Source organism: Peribacillus sp. NPDC096379, assembly GCF_044762875.1.
Taxonomy (GTDB): Bacteria; Bacillota; Bacilli; order Bacillales; family DSM-1321; genus Peribacillus.
Genome location: NZ_JBIWFD010000001.1, coordinates 914,892 through 932,484, shown reverse-complemented (window position 1 = coordinate 932,484; position 17,593 = coordinate 914,892). Strand labels below are relative to the sequence as shown.

Genomic DNA, 17,593 nt, shown 5'->3' with positions numbered 1-17,593 from the left:
ATGAAAATAATGATTGAGCAAAAACAGACGATTGTTTGACAAAATACGAGTCTATGCAAAAAATTTGTAGGAATTTATCTTGTTTATATTAGCGTAATTCGCGGTATACTTTTGATAAGGAGAAAGTACTTTTTCCCTATAATTTGAAAAATAGGAGTCGATCGTCATGAAAATTAAAGCTGGCAGTTGGACAATGCTTACCTCACAAGAGAAAATGTTCATCCTAAAGGCAATTAGTAATCGTGCAAAGAGATCTATGTAAAACCTATTATCGTATTTTGAATGAAAAAGGAGAAGTACAATATTTCAGCTTTATTCTACACCTAAAATCGATAATCCCATAGGATGAGCCACTCTCCTTTTTCCTTCACAACATAACAGTTTTGTTGCATCGTAAAAATACCAAATTGAGAATGAAAAGTAACGTCAACCGGTACTTCATAGACCTCAGCAAACACTTCACCTGCTTTATTCATTCTCCATCCTTTCTTTTTCTTCGCCTTACCAATTTCATAGAAAAATGTATCAACGTCCATATGCTGCATAAAAACATGTGAACGAGTTTGGATATAATTTGCTTTTGGAAACCGAATCTTCATATCAGGATGAAACAATGACCATGATTGATCAAAACTCCCCTCAGCTTCATACATATAAAAATCATGAACCACTTTTTCAGGGCTGCTTGGGAGCCTAAGCATAACAAAAAGGATCATTCCGATTATGATGGCCGAGATAACCAACAATACAATCCGCCTTTTATATCTTCTTTTCCTCACAACCTCCACCTGCCATTCCCTAAAACAAGCTCTTCTTCATATGTATGTCCGATCATGAAACAGATATGTCATAATTTGTGGCGATAAAAATATATTTAGTAACACGAAAAACCCCCTATCCTAAACAATAGCTTTATCATCCAAATTCTAGTAAAATATATACATATGAGGGGAATGAAGGAGGGCTTATAGATGGACAAAGCTTTAGTAACACAACGTCCTCAAGGTAAGGATAGAATATGGACCCGTGATTTTGTGATGATTTGTATCGCTAACTTCTTTATTTTTCTCGGCTTTCAAATGACATTACCGACCATTCCGCTCTTTGTTGAATACTTAGGGGGAAATGATCAATTAATTGGCATGGTCGTTGGGATTTTCACATTTTCCGCCTTGATTGTACGCCCATTTGCAGGACAAATTCTTGAAACACGAGGAAGAAAGTTTGTATTTTTATTTGGTCTTTCTATATTTGTTCTTACAGTTGGAGTATTTGGTTTCATGGCCAGTATGTTTATGCTATTCGCTCTAAGGGTCGCCCAGGGCATCGGTTGGGGCTTTTCTTCCACTGCTTCCGGTACAATTGCAAGCGATATCATTCCTGCGAGCAGACGTGGTGAAGGGATGGGTTTTTACGGCCTGTCTGGAAATCTAGCACTGGCAATCGGTCCTTCACTCGGTCTAGCACTGGCTGGAAAACTATCATTTCAAACACTATTTCTTCTATGTGGAGCATTAGGACTAGTAGCCGTTGCACTCGCTTCAACCATTCACTACAAAAAAGGCGAAAAAGCCGCTGTAAAAACGACAACCCGTAAATTGGATCTTTATGAAAAAACGGCTTTGCAACCATCGATTTTATTATTTTTCATTACCGTAACATTCGGCGGGATTGCCACGTTTCTCCCACTCTATTCAATGAAACAAGGAGTCACAGGCATTCAATGGTATTTCCTCATCTATGCGATCGCTCTTTTATTTACACGTCTTTATGCAGGAAAACTATATGATACAAAAGGTCACAAATTCATTTACATTCCATCGGCTATCTGTATTCTCATCGCTATGCTGCTCCTCGCATGGCTTCCAAATAACATCGTGCTCTACACAGCCGCCATATTCTACGGTCTCGGCTTCGGAACGGTCCAGCCAGCACTCCAAGCATGGTCCATTGAAAAGGCGGAACGAAATCGAAAAGGAATGGCCAACGCGACCTTCTTCTCCTTCTTCGATCTTGGCGTAGGGATTGGTGCCATCACTTTCGGACAAATCGGCTACCTATTCGGTTATCGAAGCATTTATTTAGCATCAGCTCTTTCTATTTTTATTTCGATGATTATTTATTTATACTTTTTAAAGAAAAATGAACGATCGCTTGTGTAAAGCAGATTCTTGGAGTCTATGAAATGGTATTGCTAGAATATCAAGATCGTTTTAAAACGCTCATATCTTAATGGAGATCGAGACAGTACGATCAAAAGGCAACGCTTTCAACCAATAGTCTGTTACATAACAAATATAAAGAGCCTGTTATGAAAAAATTGCGATCATAACAGGCTCAAATTTCATGAATCAATGTATTAAATGCCTCGGCATCGCCTTGTTTAGGGCGCTTTACCACCTTCAATTTTGCAACCTTCTTTTCCCTTCACCCTATTAAAGAAAATGGTACAACAAAACGATTCAAGTTTGATAATTTTAAAAAAAAGCCAGCCCCCAGACTGCAATGGATGCCTATTGAATTGAAACACTGTATTTGACCACTCCCACAGCTAAAGCAGTGGGATTCTTTTTCGCAAACATTTCACTTACAAACTCCCAAAGGAAGTCGCAGAGGCAAAACTTTTAGCGAACAACTCTCGATAGAAAAACCGTCCATCGAAAGGGCAAGGTCTGTGCCTACTACGCCGTCCGTCCGGCGATACTTTTCTCTTTTTTCGGTTGATCTTTTGGATGTTTGGCTTTTTGTCTTTCTTCCCTGGACAAAAAACGCTTATTCCAAACCGGTTGCTTATATAAAACCGAAAGAAGTGATTTCGTTTCCATGTGATATTTCTTGCGCACAATATTTTGCGCGCCATTCACATCACGATGGATTTCTGTTTTATGAACAGAACATACGAAGGTTCTTCCGTTTGCTTGGTGTCGCCCCCCACAAAACGGACAATCTTGGGAGGTATAGCTTTCTTCTGTTTCTTCCATGCGGATCCCTTTTAATTGGGCTTTGTATGTCAACTTTTGTTTGATTTTCCCCTGATTCCATAACGATAATTGTTGTCGTCTTTTTTTATTGTTTTTCCGTTTCTTTTCCCTATTTTTCTTTGTATTTTTTTCAATACCGGATACGTTTCCAATGACAAAGTTTGTTACTTTTTCTTCTTCTAAAAAAGAAATAACTTCTTTTGTTGTCTTATGTTCCAACTCTTCAAGCTGATTTTTTGTCTTTTGTCGAATTCGTACGCTTGCCTGTCTATATTTTTTCCATTGACGAGAGCCCTTTTTACAACGAGACATTTTCTTACTTAAATCGGCTACTACCTTTGCACGGAATTGAGAAATACTACGCATCACTCGACCCGAAACTACTAATGCTTGATCCTCGGTTGCTACAGTTACAGAGTGAATTTCACCTAAATCTCCACCTGCCGCTTTAAAAGCATATGATGAAGTGTCTTTTTCTGGTACAGATACCGAATAACAAAACCAATACGCTCCGTTTCTCCACACTACTTCAGCATAGTTGCACGTTTCTAAGATTTCTTCTGACCGATTGGGAATGACAATCGTTACATTTCTCTTCGGCACCTTTTCATTCCAATTTTTATTTTTCTTTTTGGTTAATAGATCAGAAAGTTGGAATCCATATTCCACTTTTTTAATCGTAATCGTTTCTTTAGAGACATCCATTGACGCTTTTTTTAATGGAATACAATAATAGTACTTTCTTCGCCACGGATACCTTGCTTTTTTATCTGTTTTTCGCAGTTGTCGAATGGTTTCACGATTCGCCACATATTTATCCGCAATGGCCTGAACAGTTTGAGAATGAAGATGATACGTTTGTTTTCGGATTGCTTGGATTTCCGTTTTACTTAACCACTTTTTAAAGCAAATATAATAAGATGTTGCTTCTCTGACTATATCGTTCCAAACGGAAGCTGCTTCTCGCTGCATCAACCTTAACTCCGAATACAATTTTTTATCATAAAGTATTTTAAATGAATGAGTCACAAACACGGTGTTTTCCCCCTCCCCTATTATTTAAATAATTCCATAATTCAATCATAAAGAACATATGTTCCGTTTTCAAATAATACGTTCACTTAACGCACAAAAAAAAATCGAAACATGAACATGCCTAATGACATGCCTGTTTCGACCTCACTACCATCCCACCTCTGAAGAAGTGGGTTTTCTCGTTCGGAAAAGTCTGTAAGATTCCTGAAAAATAATATTTTCGTTATCAGCTGAATAAGAAACCGTTATAAACGTGCGGTTCATGATATAATGATCATAGATCATAACTTACAAAAAAAGTTAAAAATAATCATTCCGAAAATTAAATCTCCTGAGGAGTCGATGAAAGTTGACAGTGGATAGTAAAGAACAAACGATTTTTAATCATATTGGCAATACAATCAAAACAGAAGATAGAGAAATTAATATCATTGCTAGATTAGAAGAACCACTAGTCGTAATTTTAGGAAATGTGTTGAGTGACGAAGAATGTGACGAGCTAATTAGATTATCAACTGACAAAATGCATCGTTCTAAAATTGGAGTGACACACGATGTTAATGAGATAAGAACAAGTAGTAGTATGTTTTTTCAAGAAAATGAAAATGACATCATTACCAATATTGAAAAAAGAATAGCAGCGATTATGAATATCCCCATTGAACACGGCGAAGGGATTCAAATTCTTAAATATACTCCTGGTCAAGAATATAAAGCTCATTTTGACTTTTTTACATCTACAAGTAAAGCAACAAATAATAATAGAATTAGCACAATGGTCATGTACTTAAACGACGTGGAGCATGGCGGAGAAACTTTTTTTCCGAAACTAAATTTTTCAGTCTCCCCACAAAAAGGAATGGCGGTGTATTTCGAATACTTCTATAACGACCAAAACGTAAACGAACGAACTTTACATGGTGGAGCGCCCGTTATTACTGGCGAAAAATGGGTTGCAACACAATGGATGAGAAGACAAAAATAGGGTATTTTTCACCTGTATTCTTACGTTCCGAGACGGACAGATCCGCTCAAAAATTATTGTAAGGACTTAAACGTAGTCGTGTCCACAAAGACTATACTAGCACCACGTAGCCCTACCAAATCGTTTGGTCTATACTTTTTCTCATTCTATCTGTGCAATCCATTCATTTCATTCGATTGCACCTACCATTTCATATTGTGGCAGAAATTCAAGGGAAATTGAATTCATCATGCCCTCCGCAAAAATTTCCCGCGGCTTGAATTCGGGGCTGCCCCATAACAAAAGGGTCAGACCTCGCAACTACTTTATATTGTGATTAGAGTGCGAGGTCAGACCCTTTTAGAGCAGCCCCTGTTTCATTACCAGCTTGCTTTCTTCACGCCAGGAATTTGTCCTTTATGTGCATAGTCCCTAAAGGCAATCCTGGACATTTTGAACTTTCTTAAGAATCCTCTTGGTCTTCCTGTCACTTCACATCTATTTTTCAAACGTGTCGGTGATGAATCTCGCGGCAGTTTACTTAGAGCCACATAATCTCCTTTTTCTTTTAGATCCTGACGGATAGCTGCATATTTCATCACCATTTCTTGCCTTTTTTTCTCTTTTACAACTTTAGACTTTTTCGCCATTTTCCGATTCTCCTTTACTTACTTTTATTAAAACAAAATCATTACGTTTTATAAATTAAAACCTATTCACTCAATAATTAGCGTTATTCTTATTTTGTTTCTCTGTGCAAAGTACGTTTTTTCAATCTCGGACAATATTTCATAAGCTCAATACGGTCGGGATTATTCCGTTTATTCTTCGTTGTCACATAATTCCGATCTCCTGTTTCTGTACATGCCAATATAATATTTACTCTCATCATGTTTCCTCCTCATGGATTTATCTAGATTTTATATATGAAACAAATATGGCGTTAAAACGCCACCATTTACTATGAAGGATCCATCCTGTATCACGCTACACTCACTCACCTAATCACAATGGTGGCGGCGCGAAGCCGGATTTTGGATGCTTTCTCGATAAAATCAGTATACCTGATAAATAGATTGGCTATATTAGGAAGCCGCGAAGACCCGCCCCCATGTCCTTCATACAAATGAAGGCAGAGGATCGATAAATTTCGTCCAATCCTGGACCATCTCTTCTTCTGTAAGCAAGCATGCATCCAATGTCTGCTCGACTTGCTTTTGATCCATACTGATGCCGATCATGACTAATTCTGTTATACGGTCCCCATATGTATCATCCCAGCGATTGAGAAGCTCGGGTTCTTCTGCCAATAGTTGTTTTCGTTCCGCTTCCGGATAAGCTGCGATCCAATTTCCTGCTCCTTGAATCGTCAAAGATGGTCCTGCTTGCGATATTAGTCCAGAAATATTATTCCTAGTAGCTAGCCAAATAAATCCCTTTGCTCGAACGATCTCAACTGGCCAATCTTTTAGCCAAGTCATCAGCCTCTCAGGATGGAATGGCTTATGACGACGATACACGAACGAAGATATGCCATACTCCTCTGTTTCCGGAATATGCTCTTCGTTTAATTCTTTTAGCCAACCTGCTCCTTGACTCGACGTCTCAAAATCAAACAGACCTGTGTTTAATACTTGATCAAGTGGGACCTTAGAATACTCACCCTCGATAATTTGCGCTTGCGGATTAAATTTTTGCAAAACGGCTTTTAATTCCTGAATATTGGAGTGGGCTACTAAATCTACTTTATTCAGCACAATCACGTTTGCAAATTCAATTTGATCCATTAATAAATCAGCTACCTCCCTTGCATCCGTTTCATCAACGGCCTGTTTACGATCAAGTAGACTTTCTCCAGAAGCATAATCGTGCCAAAAGCGGTTCGCATCGAGAACCGTCACCATCGTATCCAGCTTGCAGTATTTAGACAAGTCGATTCCTAAACTTTCATCCACATATGTAAAGGTTTGAGCTACTGGAATAGGTTCACTAATCCCGCTTGATTCGATGACGATATAATCGATGTCACCTAGCTTGGCCAACTTCTCTACTTCAATTAGTAGATCTTCTCTGAGCGTGCAGCAAATACAACCATTTTGCATTTCCACCAATTTCTCGTCCGTTTTCTGGAAGCCACCTTGTTTAACTAATGCAGCATCTATGTTCACTTCACTCATATCATTGACGATAACAGCTACTTTCAATTGCTCACGGTTTGCTAAAATATGATTGAGCAAAGTCGTTTTTCCTGAACCAAGATACCCGCTCAGTACGGTAACTGGAATCTTTTGATTACTCAACATGTTCACTCCCTCACGCGAAATCCCCTCTGGATATTCCAATTAACAAATCAAAATCATTACGTTTTAAAGTCTAAAAAATGAGTAACGTTTCGATAGACCTAAAGAAAACCTCATTTGCGTTACATTTGCTTAATCATTATAAAACGTAATAGTTCCTATTTGCAAGTGATTTTTAAAAATAACGGCGTTAAACAATCTTGTTGTAAAAGAATATTTGGGCTCATTCGTGTGAATCCGTGGGCTCACACGCCTTTTTAGAAGCATGGTAACTAAAAAACAAAAAGAAGGTGGATATCTAAAAAAACGTCCACCTCCCTTTATTACTCAAAGTTATGATTATGTTTACTTCACATGAAAATGGTATTAAAAAAATGAATTATAACGTGATAGAATGATATTTAATCTAAATAACCTAAATTTGATAGTGCTAATAAATAATGTTCAAACATAATATTTCCTAACTGACAATCTTCTTTTTCAATTCCTGCTAGAATAAGTAATCGATCAAATAATCTTGAACTACTTCCTACAAGCTTGAGATCTTCAATATATTTGCCATCCATTGAACCAATAAATACTACCAAATACTCCCCATTTTGAATACGAGTATATTCAAATTCAGTTAAATTATTAGGATCTGAGGGATCTTGTTCATTCATAATCTTCATGTGTATCAAACTTTGTTTTTCTTCTTCTGTAAATAATTTATCTAAGATTTCCTTATTATCTAACTTGTAACATTTGATGAACTTATCTACATTTTCTGGTTCTAACAAAAAGTCCATATCTTTTACATGGATTTCTTTTGATAAATATTCCTCTTTCATAACAACATCAACATCTGATAATTGGTATTTATTCGGTATATTCAAAAGTTGATATTTTTCATAAAGTTCTTTCATATTTTATCAAATCCTTTTATTAAACATAGAATGAGTGTCCAACTGTTTAATTGGATTCACTTTCTAATGTTGTTCTTAAATTTTGCCTTGCAAGAAAAGGAACTACCATTATAGTTCCCTTGGACTAATATGATATCTGTTCACTTTCCTTGAATTTCTTAGATAGATAATATTCGACAAATGTAAGCCCTGCTGAGGTCCCCAAGGCAATAGAAAATGCTGTTAAAACATTCAAATTAGGTTTGGAAATTGCGTTAACAATTAAACTACCATTAAAAAAACCGAAAAATACATTAAAAACCTAAACATAGTGCGCTTCAATTGCTTTCCCCCAAGACATTATCAGTCTGATACACCTATCCAATTATTAAATAAATCTTGCCCTTTAATAGAATTAGAAAAAGGTTGCCGCAAACAATCCCTTTACTGCTAGGTAAGGGGTTGTTTGCAGCAACCTTTCCCATTGCTCACACCGAACAACATGTTACTTTCACCACATATCAGTGTTCCACCTAGTCCAATTCGTACAATTCTATGTATTCTGTGAAGCGAGTAACGCACAAGAAATGAAATGAACGGCTATTGGGATTCACGCAAGTTTTTACTAAACCATTTGGTAAAACCGCAGTCAGCCTATATGTTTACTATCATAATTTCCAAACCATTTCTCAGCAAAATCAACTGCTTCTTTAAGTGAAAAAAGGCGACTTTTAGCAGAACCGACTAAACCAGATGTAAGATCATATTCTGCCTCAAATGCTTTACCGACTTCTTCAAAAAGTTCCTCTCTATATTCGAGGTCTTTATATTCTTTCCATAGCCTTTTGTCTTCTACTATCATAGGAGCACCTTTCCTAATAACTTTCTGATTAGGAATCCTGTATTCAGCAAGATGAAAACAAGTATTACTATCAAAACCAGCACCTAATAATAAGACAAATGACTGACGCATATACAGTTTTCCTAAAGGAGATTGTTCACCAAGTCCAAAATTAAGAGATTGTTGATGAAGAATTTCATGTTTATCCTTTCCCCAAGCTATAAAGGAGTAATTTGGATGAGAACTTCTTAAAACTTCTGGATAAGACCTGAATACCTCAACTATTTTTCCCATCCCAGCAGTAGGGGTATAATCAGCATTGTAGGCCGGCATGCTTTCTTTAATTCCATGCCACCACTCCTCTGGTACGGGAGGGTATTGCCATTCTGAAGGATCGGATAATTCCACAGATTGAGAAGGCATCACGATGGTACCTTGTTCCGTAACCACATCCATTAATGCTTGAATAACAGCAACAGCTCCACCGTTTACCCATCCTAGAGACGATAAAGATGAATGTACGAGTACGGTCATTCCTTTATTTAATCCTAAAGCTCTCAAATCTTCGGCAATTGATTGTCTAGTTCTTGGAAAAGTTGTAGCTTCAATAATTGATTTCATTTCATTCGCATCTCCAATTCATAACCTGATGTTATACTTCATTTTCAACTGCCCTTCCCTCGTCAGTAAAAGAAAATCCACAGCAACAGCCTTCCATTATTGGACTCTTGCACCGTTTACTAGAATGACAGTGATCATTTATTTTTAATTTCTTCTAATAGAGAAATAACCTTTTCATTCTGTTCAATTATCGTTTGATTTTGCTGCCTAAATTTTGCAAAATCAAACAAAAATATAATTAAAATCGCTGGAACAAAGAGAACTAAAATAAGTTCAAGCATATCCCCACCTCCGAATCTCCCATTCATTCTAAATTATACCATTTTCGATTTCAATTAAACCGCTTACGTTAGTCGAAGTAGCAACATTCACAATCTATCAACTTATTACACTCAAAAAGCTTCTCGACTTTGAAAGTTCCTTTTGTTCCTTCAACAAATACTTACTTCTAAATAATTCTAAAAGTGCAGCTCATGTGCATATCTCAACAATTGCACTAGTACGATAAAAATTATTCGGAACATAAACAAAATGCAACAAACCGGCCTGAATGGACCGGTTTGTTGCATTTAACTTTCACCATCTGTTTTATCGTTCTGATCTTTATTTCTTTTATTTCCTTTACTGTTGTCCCCACTAACCGGAACTTGTCCGTGTAATTGTGGTGCATTTTGATTACGGCTACCTTTATTGAACTTTTTTGTCACGACTTGCATCTCCTTTCTTTTCAAATACAGTTTGTCCCTTTTTGGTGATCCTATGATTTTTACTTGAAAAGAAGCGCCATAATAGGTGATCGTTTATCGCTTCAAGATACACACATTACCCTGTTCAGGTACCCGTTAGCAAAAATATAAAGAATCTGTTCAATTTCATATTTCGGTTAATGGGCTACTTTCCTTTTGGATAATCCTGTAATAACCAAACACGTAATAAATGCAACTGTCGTAACGATTATAGCGAAAAATAATCCAATAGCCCTCATGAAAGTATCTTCACCTGGATAAGACGGTTTTATTGTCACGAACCAATAAACAAAAATAATGGTCAAGAACATATAAAAGCTGCTCCCGATCGTCCCCATCTTCCAACGGTTTCTTTTCGTACCTTGCCAAGCCTTATTTATTACGATCCATAAAATAATACTTCCGATTACAGCAAAAAACATCACAAGTATATGAACAAATGGAATAATGAAATACATCAACACATAAAGCACAAGACAAGTTGAAAAAAATAGAACGGCATTCATGACGAATAGGAATATTCCAGCTAACCAATGATTTTGAAACCACATAGTACTTTTTAGCATATTTACCTTTTGGTTTTTCTCAAATTTGTCTATTATTGGATTTTTAAACAATATAACGAGTCCCACTCCAAAAAGACCGATTAATAATATCAATGTCATACTATCCCACCTAAAAGTTCTTGTTTTTCGGATAAAACAGAAGTCCCTTAATGCTTGTGTTTCTATGTACTTCTGTCTTCTAAAACATCACCAGGTTGACAGTCCAAAACCTTACATATTGCCTCTAAAGTTGAAAATCTAACGGCTTTTGCCTTGCCATTTTTCAATATAGAAAGATTAGCCATCGTGATACCAACTCTCTTTGAAAGTTCTGTTACACTCATTTTTCTTTTCGCTAACATCACATCAATATGAATAATAATTGCCATTTGGTCACGTCAGACTGTCAAATCGTTCTCTGATTTTAATTCCAGTGCACTTCTTAACAGTTCTTGGAGCACCGCAGTAAATAATGAAATAACCAGTGTTGTAAATATGATACCAGCACCAATCATTGCTATTCCAGGATGCAAAGCGTTTTGAAAGGCAAGAAAAAAGATCCCTGCTACATAGAAGATAATGATTGTAATGGCACAGTTCTTTATATGTCCTAACGACATAACAGCTAATTTTGAAAAAGCATTTTTACTTTCAATATACTTTAAAAGCTTTAATGATTGATACAAAGCAAGAAAAAGTGGTAGCGCAGTCATATACAAACCAAAAAGAACAGGAAATCTCAAATAAGCATACTCGGGATTCATCTCCGCTGCATCTCTTGCTAACCCCGGTAACACAAAGATACATAATCCAAGGAGTGTAAACCCAATAATAAAAGTAGTTACCTTTAAAAAAAGTATTGTTCCCCGTTTCATAAAGCACCCCACTTTATAAGTATTATCTAAATAATAATGCAATTATTATCGTTTTACAATAAACTTTTATTAAATTTGATTATATTTTTATTGTTAAAGTTATCTTGTAAAAAAGAATAGAACACAAAAAGAGCTACCTATAAAGGGTAGCTAAGATTGGTGAACGGCAAACCGGGTAACAGCTAAATACAGTAAAAGATTATTTCATTAAACACTACATACTGATTCAGAGTGAGCGTTCAAACTATAAGAGAAAATTGACGTTACCCTTCTTGACTGATTTGAGTATGAAATGAATAGTATTGTTTAAAGAAAGTAATTGCTTCCTGGGCATCTTGTATGTTCAATTTTCTGCATAGATTAGCTAACGCTAGTAGTTTATCAGTCACGAATTTTTGTTTGTTCGTAGCTAGTACGTAGTAAATGAGAGTTTTTATAACAGAGGGTGGTAGCTTCATTTCGTTCAGCTTACGGAGAATATCTGATCGAGAACGAAGGGATGGCATGTATTCCTGGACTTCATTAAACACTTCCTCTGTTGAATGTGCTTCCAAAAATCGGGCTAGTTTTCTTTCCTTTGCTTCTAAAAGCTTACTATCATCACGCATTTCCTGTTCTCCTTCCAATCAACCGTTTCGAACTAATCTAGTTGGTTCTTAATAAAGAATACAAAATAGATGTCCCTCTTATTCTTAGCCTATTATTTCAGAAACAAGTCAAATGCGATGGTGATTAGCCATAGAACAGAAAGAGCACCCGATATATATATGCTTAAACTGAGTAAAATTTCCATCATAGCTCCTTATCCGAAGTTATCATCACAATTATTTAATTACGGTCGATTTTCAACTCCCTTCTTTTACAGCTAAAGCCAGTATAAACAAGCTATTTTTAAAATTTTGTCGATTCATCCAACATTTCCTATTTGTAATCGAACTGTTACCTTCTCTTAATAAAAGAAAACAATTTGTAATTTTCGTTACGGCTTTATGTCTAAGAAAACGTTCCCCTTAAAGTAGTACTACACATAGAAGCGTTGATTACTATAAAATTTAAAAGACTTTGTGAAAAAGTGGTTTACTTAGAGAACTTCTATTTAAGATATTATTATTGGGAGGGCATTTGGGGGAAAATTCGATAACCGAATAAACACGCTCAAATGATCAAACTTATTATAAAAAAAATCGAGCAAAAGGGTCAGACTCCGCAACTAGTATATATAGTGCGTGGTCTGACCCTTTTTAAGACAGCCTCTAAATTACTCGCAAATTCTTATTTCACATAATCCTTAGATTCGTTTTTCGTAAATTGCGGCAACCAATCTCCATGTGCTTCAATTAACTCATCACACATTGAGATAATGTCATCCATGGATAGTTCCGCGCTTGTGTGTGGATCAAGCATAGCCGCTTGGTACACATGCTCACGTTTTCCAGTGACCGCGGCTTCGATTGTGAGGAGTTGTGTATTAATATTTGTCCTGTTCAGTGCAGCTAGTTGCTCGGGTAAATCACCGATGTAGGTCGGCATAATACCATTGCGATCGACAACACACGGTACCTCAACAACTGCATTTTCTGGAAGATTACTGATCAAGCGACCGGTATTTAACACATTTCCACCAAATTTGAACGGCACATTTGTTTCCATCGCTTCAATAATTCTTGAACCATACTCATGTGTTCGGCTATGTGTAAGCTGACTGTTGTTCACCATTTCTTCGCGCATCGATTCCCATCCCTCAAGTTGAGAAACACAACGACGCGGATATTCATCAAGCGGAATATTGAATCGTTCAATCAGCTCAGGATATTTGCTCTTGATAAAATATGGATGGTACTCGGCATTATGCTCGGAAGACTCGGTAATATAGTAACCAAACTTATCCATTAATTCGTAACGAACCATATCATCATGTTTTGTTTTTTGTTTTTCCTTTGCCCGGCGTTTGATTTCTGGATATAAATCCTTGCCATCGCGTTTGACCTCTAATAGCCACGCCATATGGTTAATGCCAGCAATCCGTTCTTCAATTCCTTCATGGTCCATTTCTAAGTCTCTAAACAAATGCTCGGTACAAACTTGAACACTATGACATAGTCCAATCGTTTTCACGTTTGTGTAGCGCAGCATCGCACCGGTTAAACTAGCCATCGGATTTGTGTAATTTAAGAAAAGGGCATCTGGACAAACCTCTTCAATATCCTTTGCAAAATCCAACATCACTGGAATCGTACGAAGGGCTCGGAAAATCCCACCAATACCTGTCGTATCGGCAATCGTTTGCTGTAAACCGTATTTTTTAGGAATCTCAAAATCGATTACAGTACTCGGTTTGTAGCCACCAACTTGGATCGCGTTGATCACATATTTTGCTCCACGGAGCGCTTCTTTTCGATCAGAGTATGATTGAATCGTCACATTACTATTATAGTTTTTCTTTAAGTTATTCAACATATTTTCAGAGTCTTGTAGACGTTGCTCATCAATATCGAAAAGGGCAAATTCAAACCCTGCTAATGCTGGTACAAACAAACAATCTCCTAGGACGTTTTTAGCAAAAATCGTACTTCCTGCTCCAATAAATGTAATTTTAGACATTTTTCATCTTCCTTCCTTATTCCTGTTTTTTTACAATTAACCTTTGACTGAACCTGCAGATAACCCTTTAATGAAGTATTTTTGTAAGAATAAAAATAAAATGGTCATTGGTAACATCGACATTAAGGCTGCCGCTGCTACTAAATTCAGTTTATTTTGATTGGACCCAAAGAAATTGGCTAATGAAACGGTTAATGTATGCATCGCACTATCTTGCAAGAAGAAGATCGCAAACTGGTAATCATTCCAAATGTATACACAAGAGATAATTAGAATCGATGCAGTTATTGGTTTTAACAATGGAAACACGATTCTAAAGAAAATCCCGAGCGTACTAGCCCCATCAATCTTGGCTGCTTCTTCCAACTCCTTTGGTATCGTCGACCGGATAAAGCCTGCATATAAAAAGATCGTTAATGGCATAAACGAGGCAACATTATTGAAAATTGCCACTTCATACGTATTCATCATGCCAAAATCGACAACCAAATTGTACAATGGCACAAGTGCCGTCAACGGTGGAATAATCATAATGGCAATAAATAAGAAGTAAAAAAACTTATTTAACTTTGTTTGCCGACGTGCCAGTGGATAGGCGGCCATTGATCCTAACACAATCAATAATACGGCTGAAAACAGTGTGATAATTGCCGAATTGATAAACGAATTCCCTAAGTTGGTAAGTTTCCACGCTTCGGAAAAGTTTTCGAAACTGATTTGCTTGGGGAAAACCCATTTTGAACTAAAATCGCCTTTCGCTTTTAAAGCAGTCGTAATTAAAATATAGAAAGGTATGATATGAACAAGCGTAATGAAAATGGCTAACCCGGCAAACAATCGTTTCTTTTTCTTGTCTGTGTATGTCATTATGCTTCGACCTCTTTCCGTCTAAAGTAAACGAGAGCAGCTAAGCTTAAAATAAGAATGATCACAGCCATGAAAACACCTTGCGTTGCTGCGTAACCAGCATCCTGTCTTTTAAAATAAAGATCATACATAAACGTTGACATCGATTGTGAGGCATTTCCAGGTCCTCCGCCCGTTAAGGCAATAATCACATCAAATAGTTTCAAACCGCCGATGATATTGAGCACCATATTAATCGTGATCGATGGCATTAACAAAGGGAGTGTAATATTTTTAAATTGTTGCAGGGAAGAGGCACCATCAATTTGTGCTGCTTCATAATAATCTTTTGAAATGCTTTGTAATCCTGCTAAATAAATGATCATGGCAACGCCCACATATTGATAGGTATTGACAAATACGATGATCCACGTATTCCATTCAGGATTTGCTAATGCATTGATTTTATCTAAGCCTAAGAAAAGCAAGACGTCATTCAGTGCTCCACCTTGATAGGCAAAGAAAAAGTACCAAATATACCCCATGATTAATGGACTAATAATAACGGGAAGATAAATCACCGTTCGGGTAATGGCTTTCATTCGAATGCTTTGATTTAGCAATAACGCATATAATAAGCCAATAATATTTTGCAAAATGGTACTACCCATTCCGTAAATTAAGGTATTTTTGACAACGAGCCATGTTGTAGGATCTGTTAACATTCGTTTGTATTGGTCTAAGCCTACCCAATCATAACTTTGCGAAAAACCGTTCCAATTTGTAAACGATAACTGAATCCCATTTAAGAAGGGATATAAAATAAACAGAAAAACGATGACCAAGCTTGGCGTATACATCCACCAAAGAGAAGATGGCTTTTTCTCTTTTCGCTTCGGTGCTTTCTTGGCAACGGCTACCTTTCTTCTCGCTACTAGTTCGCTCATCATATCAACTCCTTATTTAGACGTGCTAAAGCGTTTTGTGGATAAGGGAGTCGCCATCCTTCAATAACTCCCTTATTCGTACACGTAGCTACTGTTTTCTTAAACGATTATATTCTTCGCCCATTTTTTTCGATAACTTTTCAGGTGTTAAGCTACCTGAAAGCAATTCTTGACCAGTCGTCCCCATAACATCCCACATGCCACTTGGTAAATACACACGATCAAAGTAAGGTTGTACATCAATATCCTCGAATTCTTTATAGTACGCGGAGAAATAGTTTTCCGCATCAACATTCGTAAAAGCATCTGGCGCTGATGTTCCTTTAGCAATCGTTATAATATTTTCTGGTTGAGCGATAAAGTCAAGAAAACGTCTTGCCTCATCAGCGTGCTTTGTATTTTTAAATATCGCCAAAGTATGACGCTCACCGCCAATCCAACTTGGCTGATCTCCTGCATGAATCGCAGGTACTGGCATCGTCCCTATTTTTACATCTGGGTTTAATTCTGTTGCATCAGGGCCAAGTGAGCCTGCAACAAACGTGAAAGCAATCTTATTTTGAGCAATTAACTCTGTTGCTTGTTGTAATTGTGCTGTTAGAACATCTTCATTTAACAACCCTTTGTTTTGCATTTCCTTCATTTTTTCAGCAAGCAGCGTGTAATTGTTCCAGTCAAATGTTCCATCTACTAATTGATCTCCATAACTATTCTTCTGGTCGGTAATAAGTAATGGCGTCGCAAACTCGTCAAAAATTTGAGCAATACCATCTTTATCACTACCAGGAATCCATAATGGTGTAACTTCTCCCTTGCTTTTTTCTTTAACTGTTTCTAAAGCTTTCATAAACTCATCTAATGTTGCCGGTTGTTCAATGCCATACTCTTTTAACACAGCAACATTATAGCTAATACCATCTTTCGCTTGATTCAGTGGAAGCGCATACACTTTTCCGTCTTTATCTTTAAGTATTTGGTTTAACGCTGGATCAAGATTTTTAACCCAATCCATGTCCTTTAAATCCATGACATATTCACCATATCGAAGCTGCGACCAACCATGTGTATCAAATAAATCTGGCATATCATTCGCAGCCATCTTGACACGAAGCATATCTTCATAATCTCCAGGCGAATTCAATTCAATCTTTATTTTAGGATTTGCCTCTTCGAACTTGGCGACAACACTTGCGAATGCCTTCTTTTCCCCTTCATTACTCATCGATGAGAAAAGGGATAATGTGATAGTACCGTCCTCTCCCCCAGTCTTATTTGATGCACTTCTTGAGCATCCCGAAACAATTAAACTGAAAGCTACTATAAGCAAGAACATATTCAGATACTTTTTCATCGTTTTTCTCCCCTATTTTCTTAGTAAAATAAATGGTTTTTTCTTTGACTAGTAAC

At 36.9% G+C, this 17,593-nt stretch carries 19 protein-coding genes; 2 read left to right on the top strand and 17 right to left on the bottom strand.

From position 1 onward, the window contains the following. Positions 1-323: 323 nt before the first annotated feature. Entirely contained in the window at positions 324-779 is a 456-nt protein-coding gene (locus tag ACIQZI_RS04390; protein ID WP_157279395.1) for a hypothetical protein, read from the bottom strand. Between the two features lie 192 nt (positions 780-971). On the opposite strand from ACIQZI_RS04390, the gene ACIQZI_RS04385 reads away from it, so the two are divergent. Next, positions 972-2,162, top strand: a complete 1,191-nt coding sequence (locus ACIQZI_RS04385) for an MFS transporter (protein WP_403069855.1) — start codon at positions 972-974, stop codon at positions 2,160-2,162. Positions 2,163-2,681: 519 nt separating this feature from the next. Here the strand turns inward: ACIQZI_RS04385 and ACIQZI_RS04380 are convergent. Continuing rightward, entirely contained in the window at positions 2,682-4,016 is a 1,335-nt protein-coding gene (locus ACIQZI_RS04380; protein WP_403069852.1) for an RNA-guided endonuclease InsQ/TnpB family protein, read from the bottom strand. A 349-nt stretch (positions 4,017-4,365) separates the two neighbouring features. Here ACIQZI_RS04380 and ACIQZI_RS04375 point away from each other — a divergent pair, with 349 nt between their 5' ends. After that, positions 4,366-5,001, top strand: a complete 636-nt coding sequence (locus tag ACIQZI_RS04375; protein WP_403069849.1) for a 2OG-Fe(II) oxygenase — start codon at positions 4,366-4,368, stop codon at positions 4,999-5,001. A 359-nt stretch (positions 5,002-5,360) separates the two neighbouring features. Here the strand turns inward: ACIQZI_RS04375 and rpsN are convergent, their stop codons facing one another. The 15 genes from rpsN to ACIQZI_RS04300 form a co-directional block, all read right to left on the bottom strand. Next, positions 5,361-5,630, bottom strand: a complete 270-nt coding sequence (rpsN, locus tag ACIQZI_RS04370; RefSeq protein WP_403069846.1) for a 30S ribosomal protein S14 — start codon at positions 5,628-5,630, stop codon at positions 5,361-5,363. A gap of 89 nt (positions 5,631-5,719) precedes the next feature. After that, entirely contained in the window at positions 5,720-5,869 is a 150-nt protein-coding gene (rpmG, locus tag ACIQZI_RS04365; protein WP_403072028.1) for a 50S ribosomal protein L33, read from the bottom strand. A 229-nt stretch (positions 5,870-6,098) separates the two neighbouring features. Further along, positions 6,099-7,283: a GTP-binding protein gene (locus ACIQZI_RS04360; protein WP_403069843.1), complete on the bottom strand. Its 1,185-nt coding sequence runs from the start codon at positions 7,281-7,283 to the stop codon at positions 6,099-6,101. A gap of 398 nt (positions 7,284-7,681) precedes the next feature. Next, a complete protein-coding gene (locus ACIQZI_RS04355) occupies positions 7,682-8,185 on the bottom strand; it encodes a hypothetical protein (RefSeq protein WP_403069840.1) in 504 nt (167 codons plus the stop codon). A gap of 628 nt (positions 8,186-8,813) precedes the next feature. Further along, positions 8,814-9,626, bottom strand: a complete 813-nt coding sequence (locus tag ACIQZI_RS04350; RefSeq protein WP_403069837.1) for an AAC(3) family N-acetyltransferase — start codon at positions 9,624-9,626, stop codon at positions 8,814-8,816. Between the two features lie 134 nt (positions 9,627-9,760). After that, positions 9,761-9,907 (bottom strand): hypothetical protein, encoded by a 147-nt coding sequence (locus ACIQZI_RS04345; protein ID WP_172796815.1) that lies wholly within the window; start codon positions 9,905-9,907, stop codon positions 9,761-9,763. 288 nt (positions 9,908-10,195) lie between these two features. Then, complete coding sequence (locus tag ACIQZI_RS04340; protein ID WP_172796814.1) at positions 10,196-10,333, bottom strand: hypothetical protein; 138 nt, start codon at positions 10,331-10,333, stop codon at positions 10,196-10,198. A gap of 176 nt (positions 10,334-10,509) precedes the next feature. After that, positions 10,510-11,037 (bottom strand): hypothetical protein, encoded by a 528-nt coding sequence (locus ACIQZI_RS04335; protein ID WP_403069832.1) that lies wholly within the window; start codon positions 11,035-11,037, stop codon positions 10,510-10,512. A 62-nt stretch (positions 11,038-11,099) separates the two neighbouring features. Continuing rightward, on the bottom strand, positions 11,100-11,306 hold the full coding sequence (locus ACIQZI_RS04330) for a helix-turn-helix domain-containing protein (protein WP_403069829.1): 207 nt from the start codon (positions 11,304-11,306) through the stop codon (positions 11,100-11,102). 9 nt (positions 11,307-11,315) lie between these two features. Further along, on the bottom strand, positions 11,316-11,792 hold the full coding sequence (locus ACIQZI_RS04325; RefSeq protein WP_403069826.1) for a DUF2975 domain-containing protein: 477 nt from the start codon (positions 11,790-11,792) through the stop codon (positions 11,316-11,318). Positions 11,793-12,055: 263 nt separating this feature from the next. Then, a complete protein-coding gene (locus ACIQZI_RS04320; protein ID WP_403069823.1) occupies positions 12,056-12,400 on the bottom strand; it encodes a hypothetical protein in 345 nt (114 codons plus the stop codon). A 664-nt stretch (positions 12,401-13,064) separates the two neighbouring features. Then, the gene (gene melA, locus ACIQZI_RS04315) at positions 13,065-14,393 is read right to left on the bottom strand and encodes an alpha-glucosidase/alpha-galactosidase (protein WP_403069820.1); all 1,329 of its coding nucleotides are present in this window, start codon (positions 14,391-14,393) and stop codon (positions 13,065-13,067) included. A 36-nt stretch (positions 14,394-14,429) separates the two neighbouring features. Continuing rightward, positions 14,430-15,260: a carbohydrate ABC transporter permease gene (locus ACIQZI_RS04310; protein ID WP_403069817.1), complete on the bottom strand. Its 831-nt coding sequence runs from the start codon at positions 15,258-15,260 to the stop codon at positions 14,430-14,432. After that, positions 15,260-16,186, bottom strand: a complete 927-nt coding sequence (locus ACIQZI_RS04305; RefSeq protein WP_403069814.1) for a carbohydrate ABC transporter permease — start codon at positions 16,184-16,186, stop codon at positions 15,260-15,262. The genes ACIQZI_RS04310 and ACIQZI_RS04305 overlap by 1 nt, the downstream gene beginning before the upstream one ends. An 88-nt stretch (positions 16,187-16,274) precedes the next feature. Further along, positions 16,275-17,537, bottom strand: a complete 1,263-nt coding sequence (locus ACIQZI_RS04300) for an ABC transporter substrate-binding protein (RefSeq protein ID WP_403069811.1) — start codon at positions 17,535-17,537, stop codon at positions 16,275-16,277. Between the last annotated feature and the right edge of the window lie 56 nt (positions 17,538-17,593).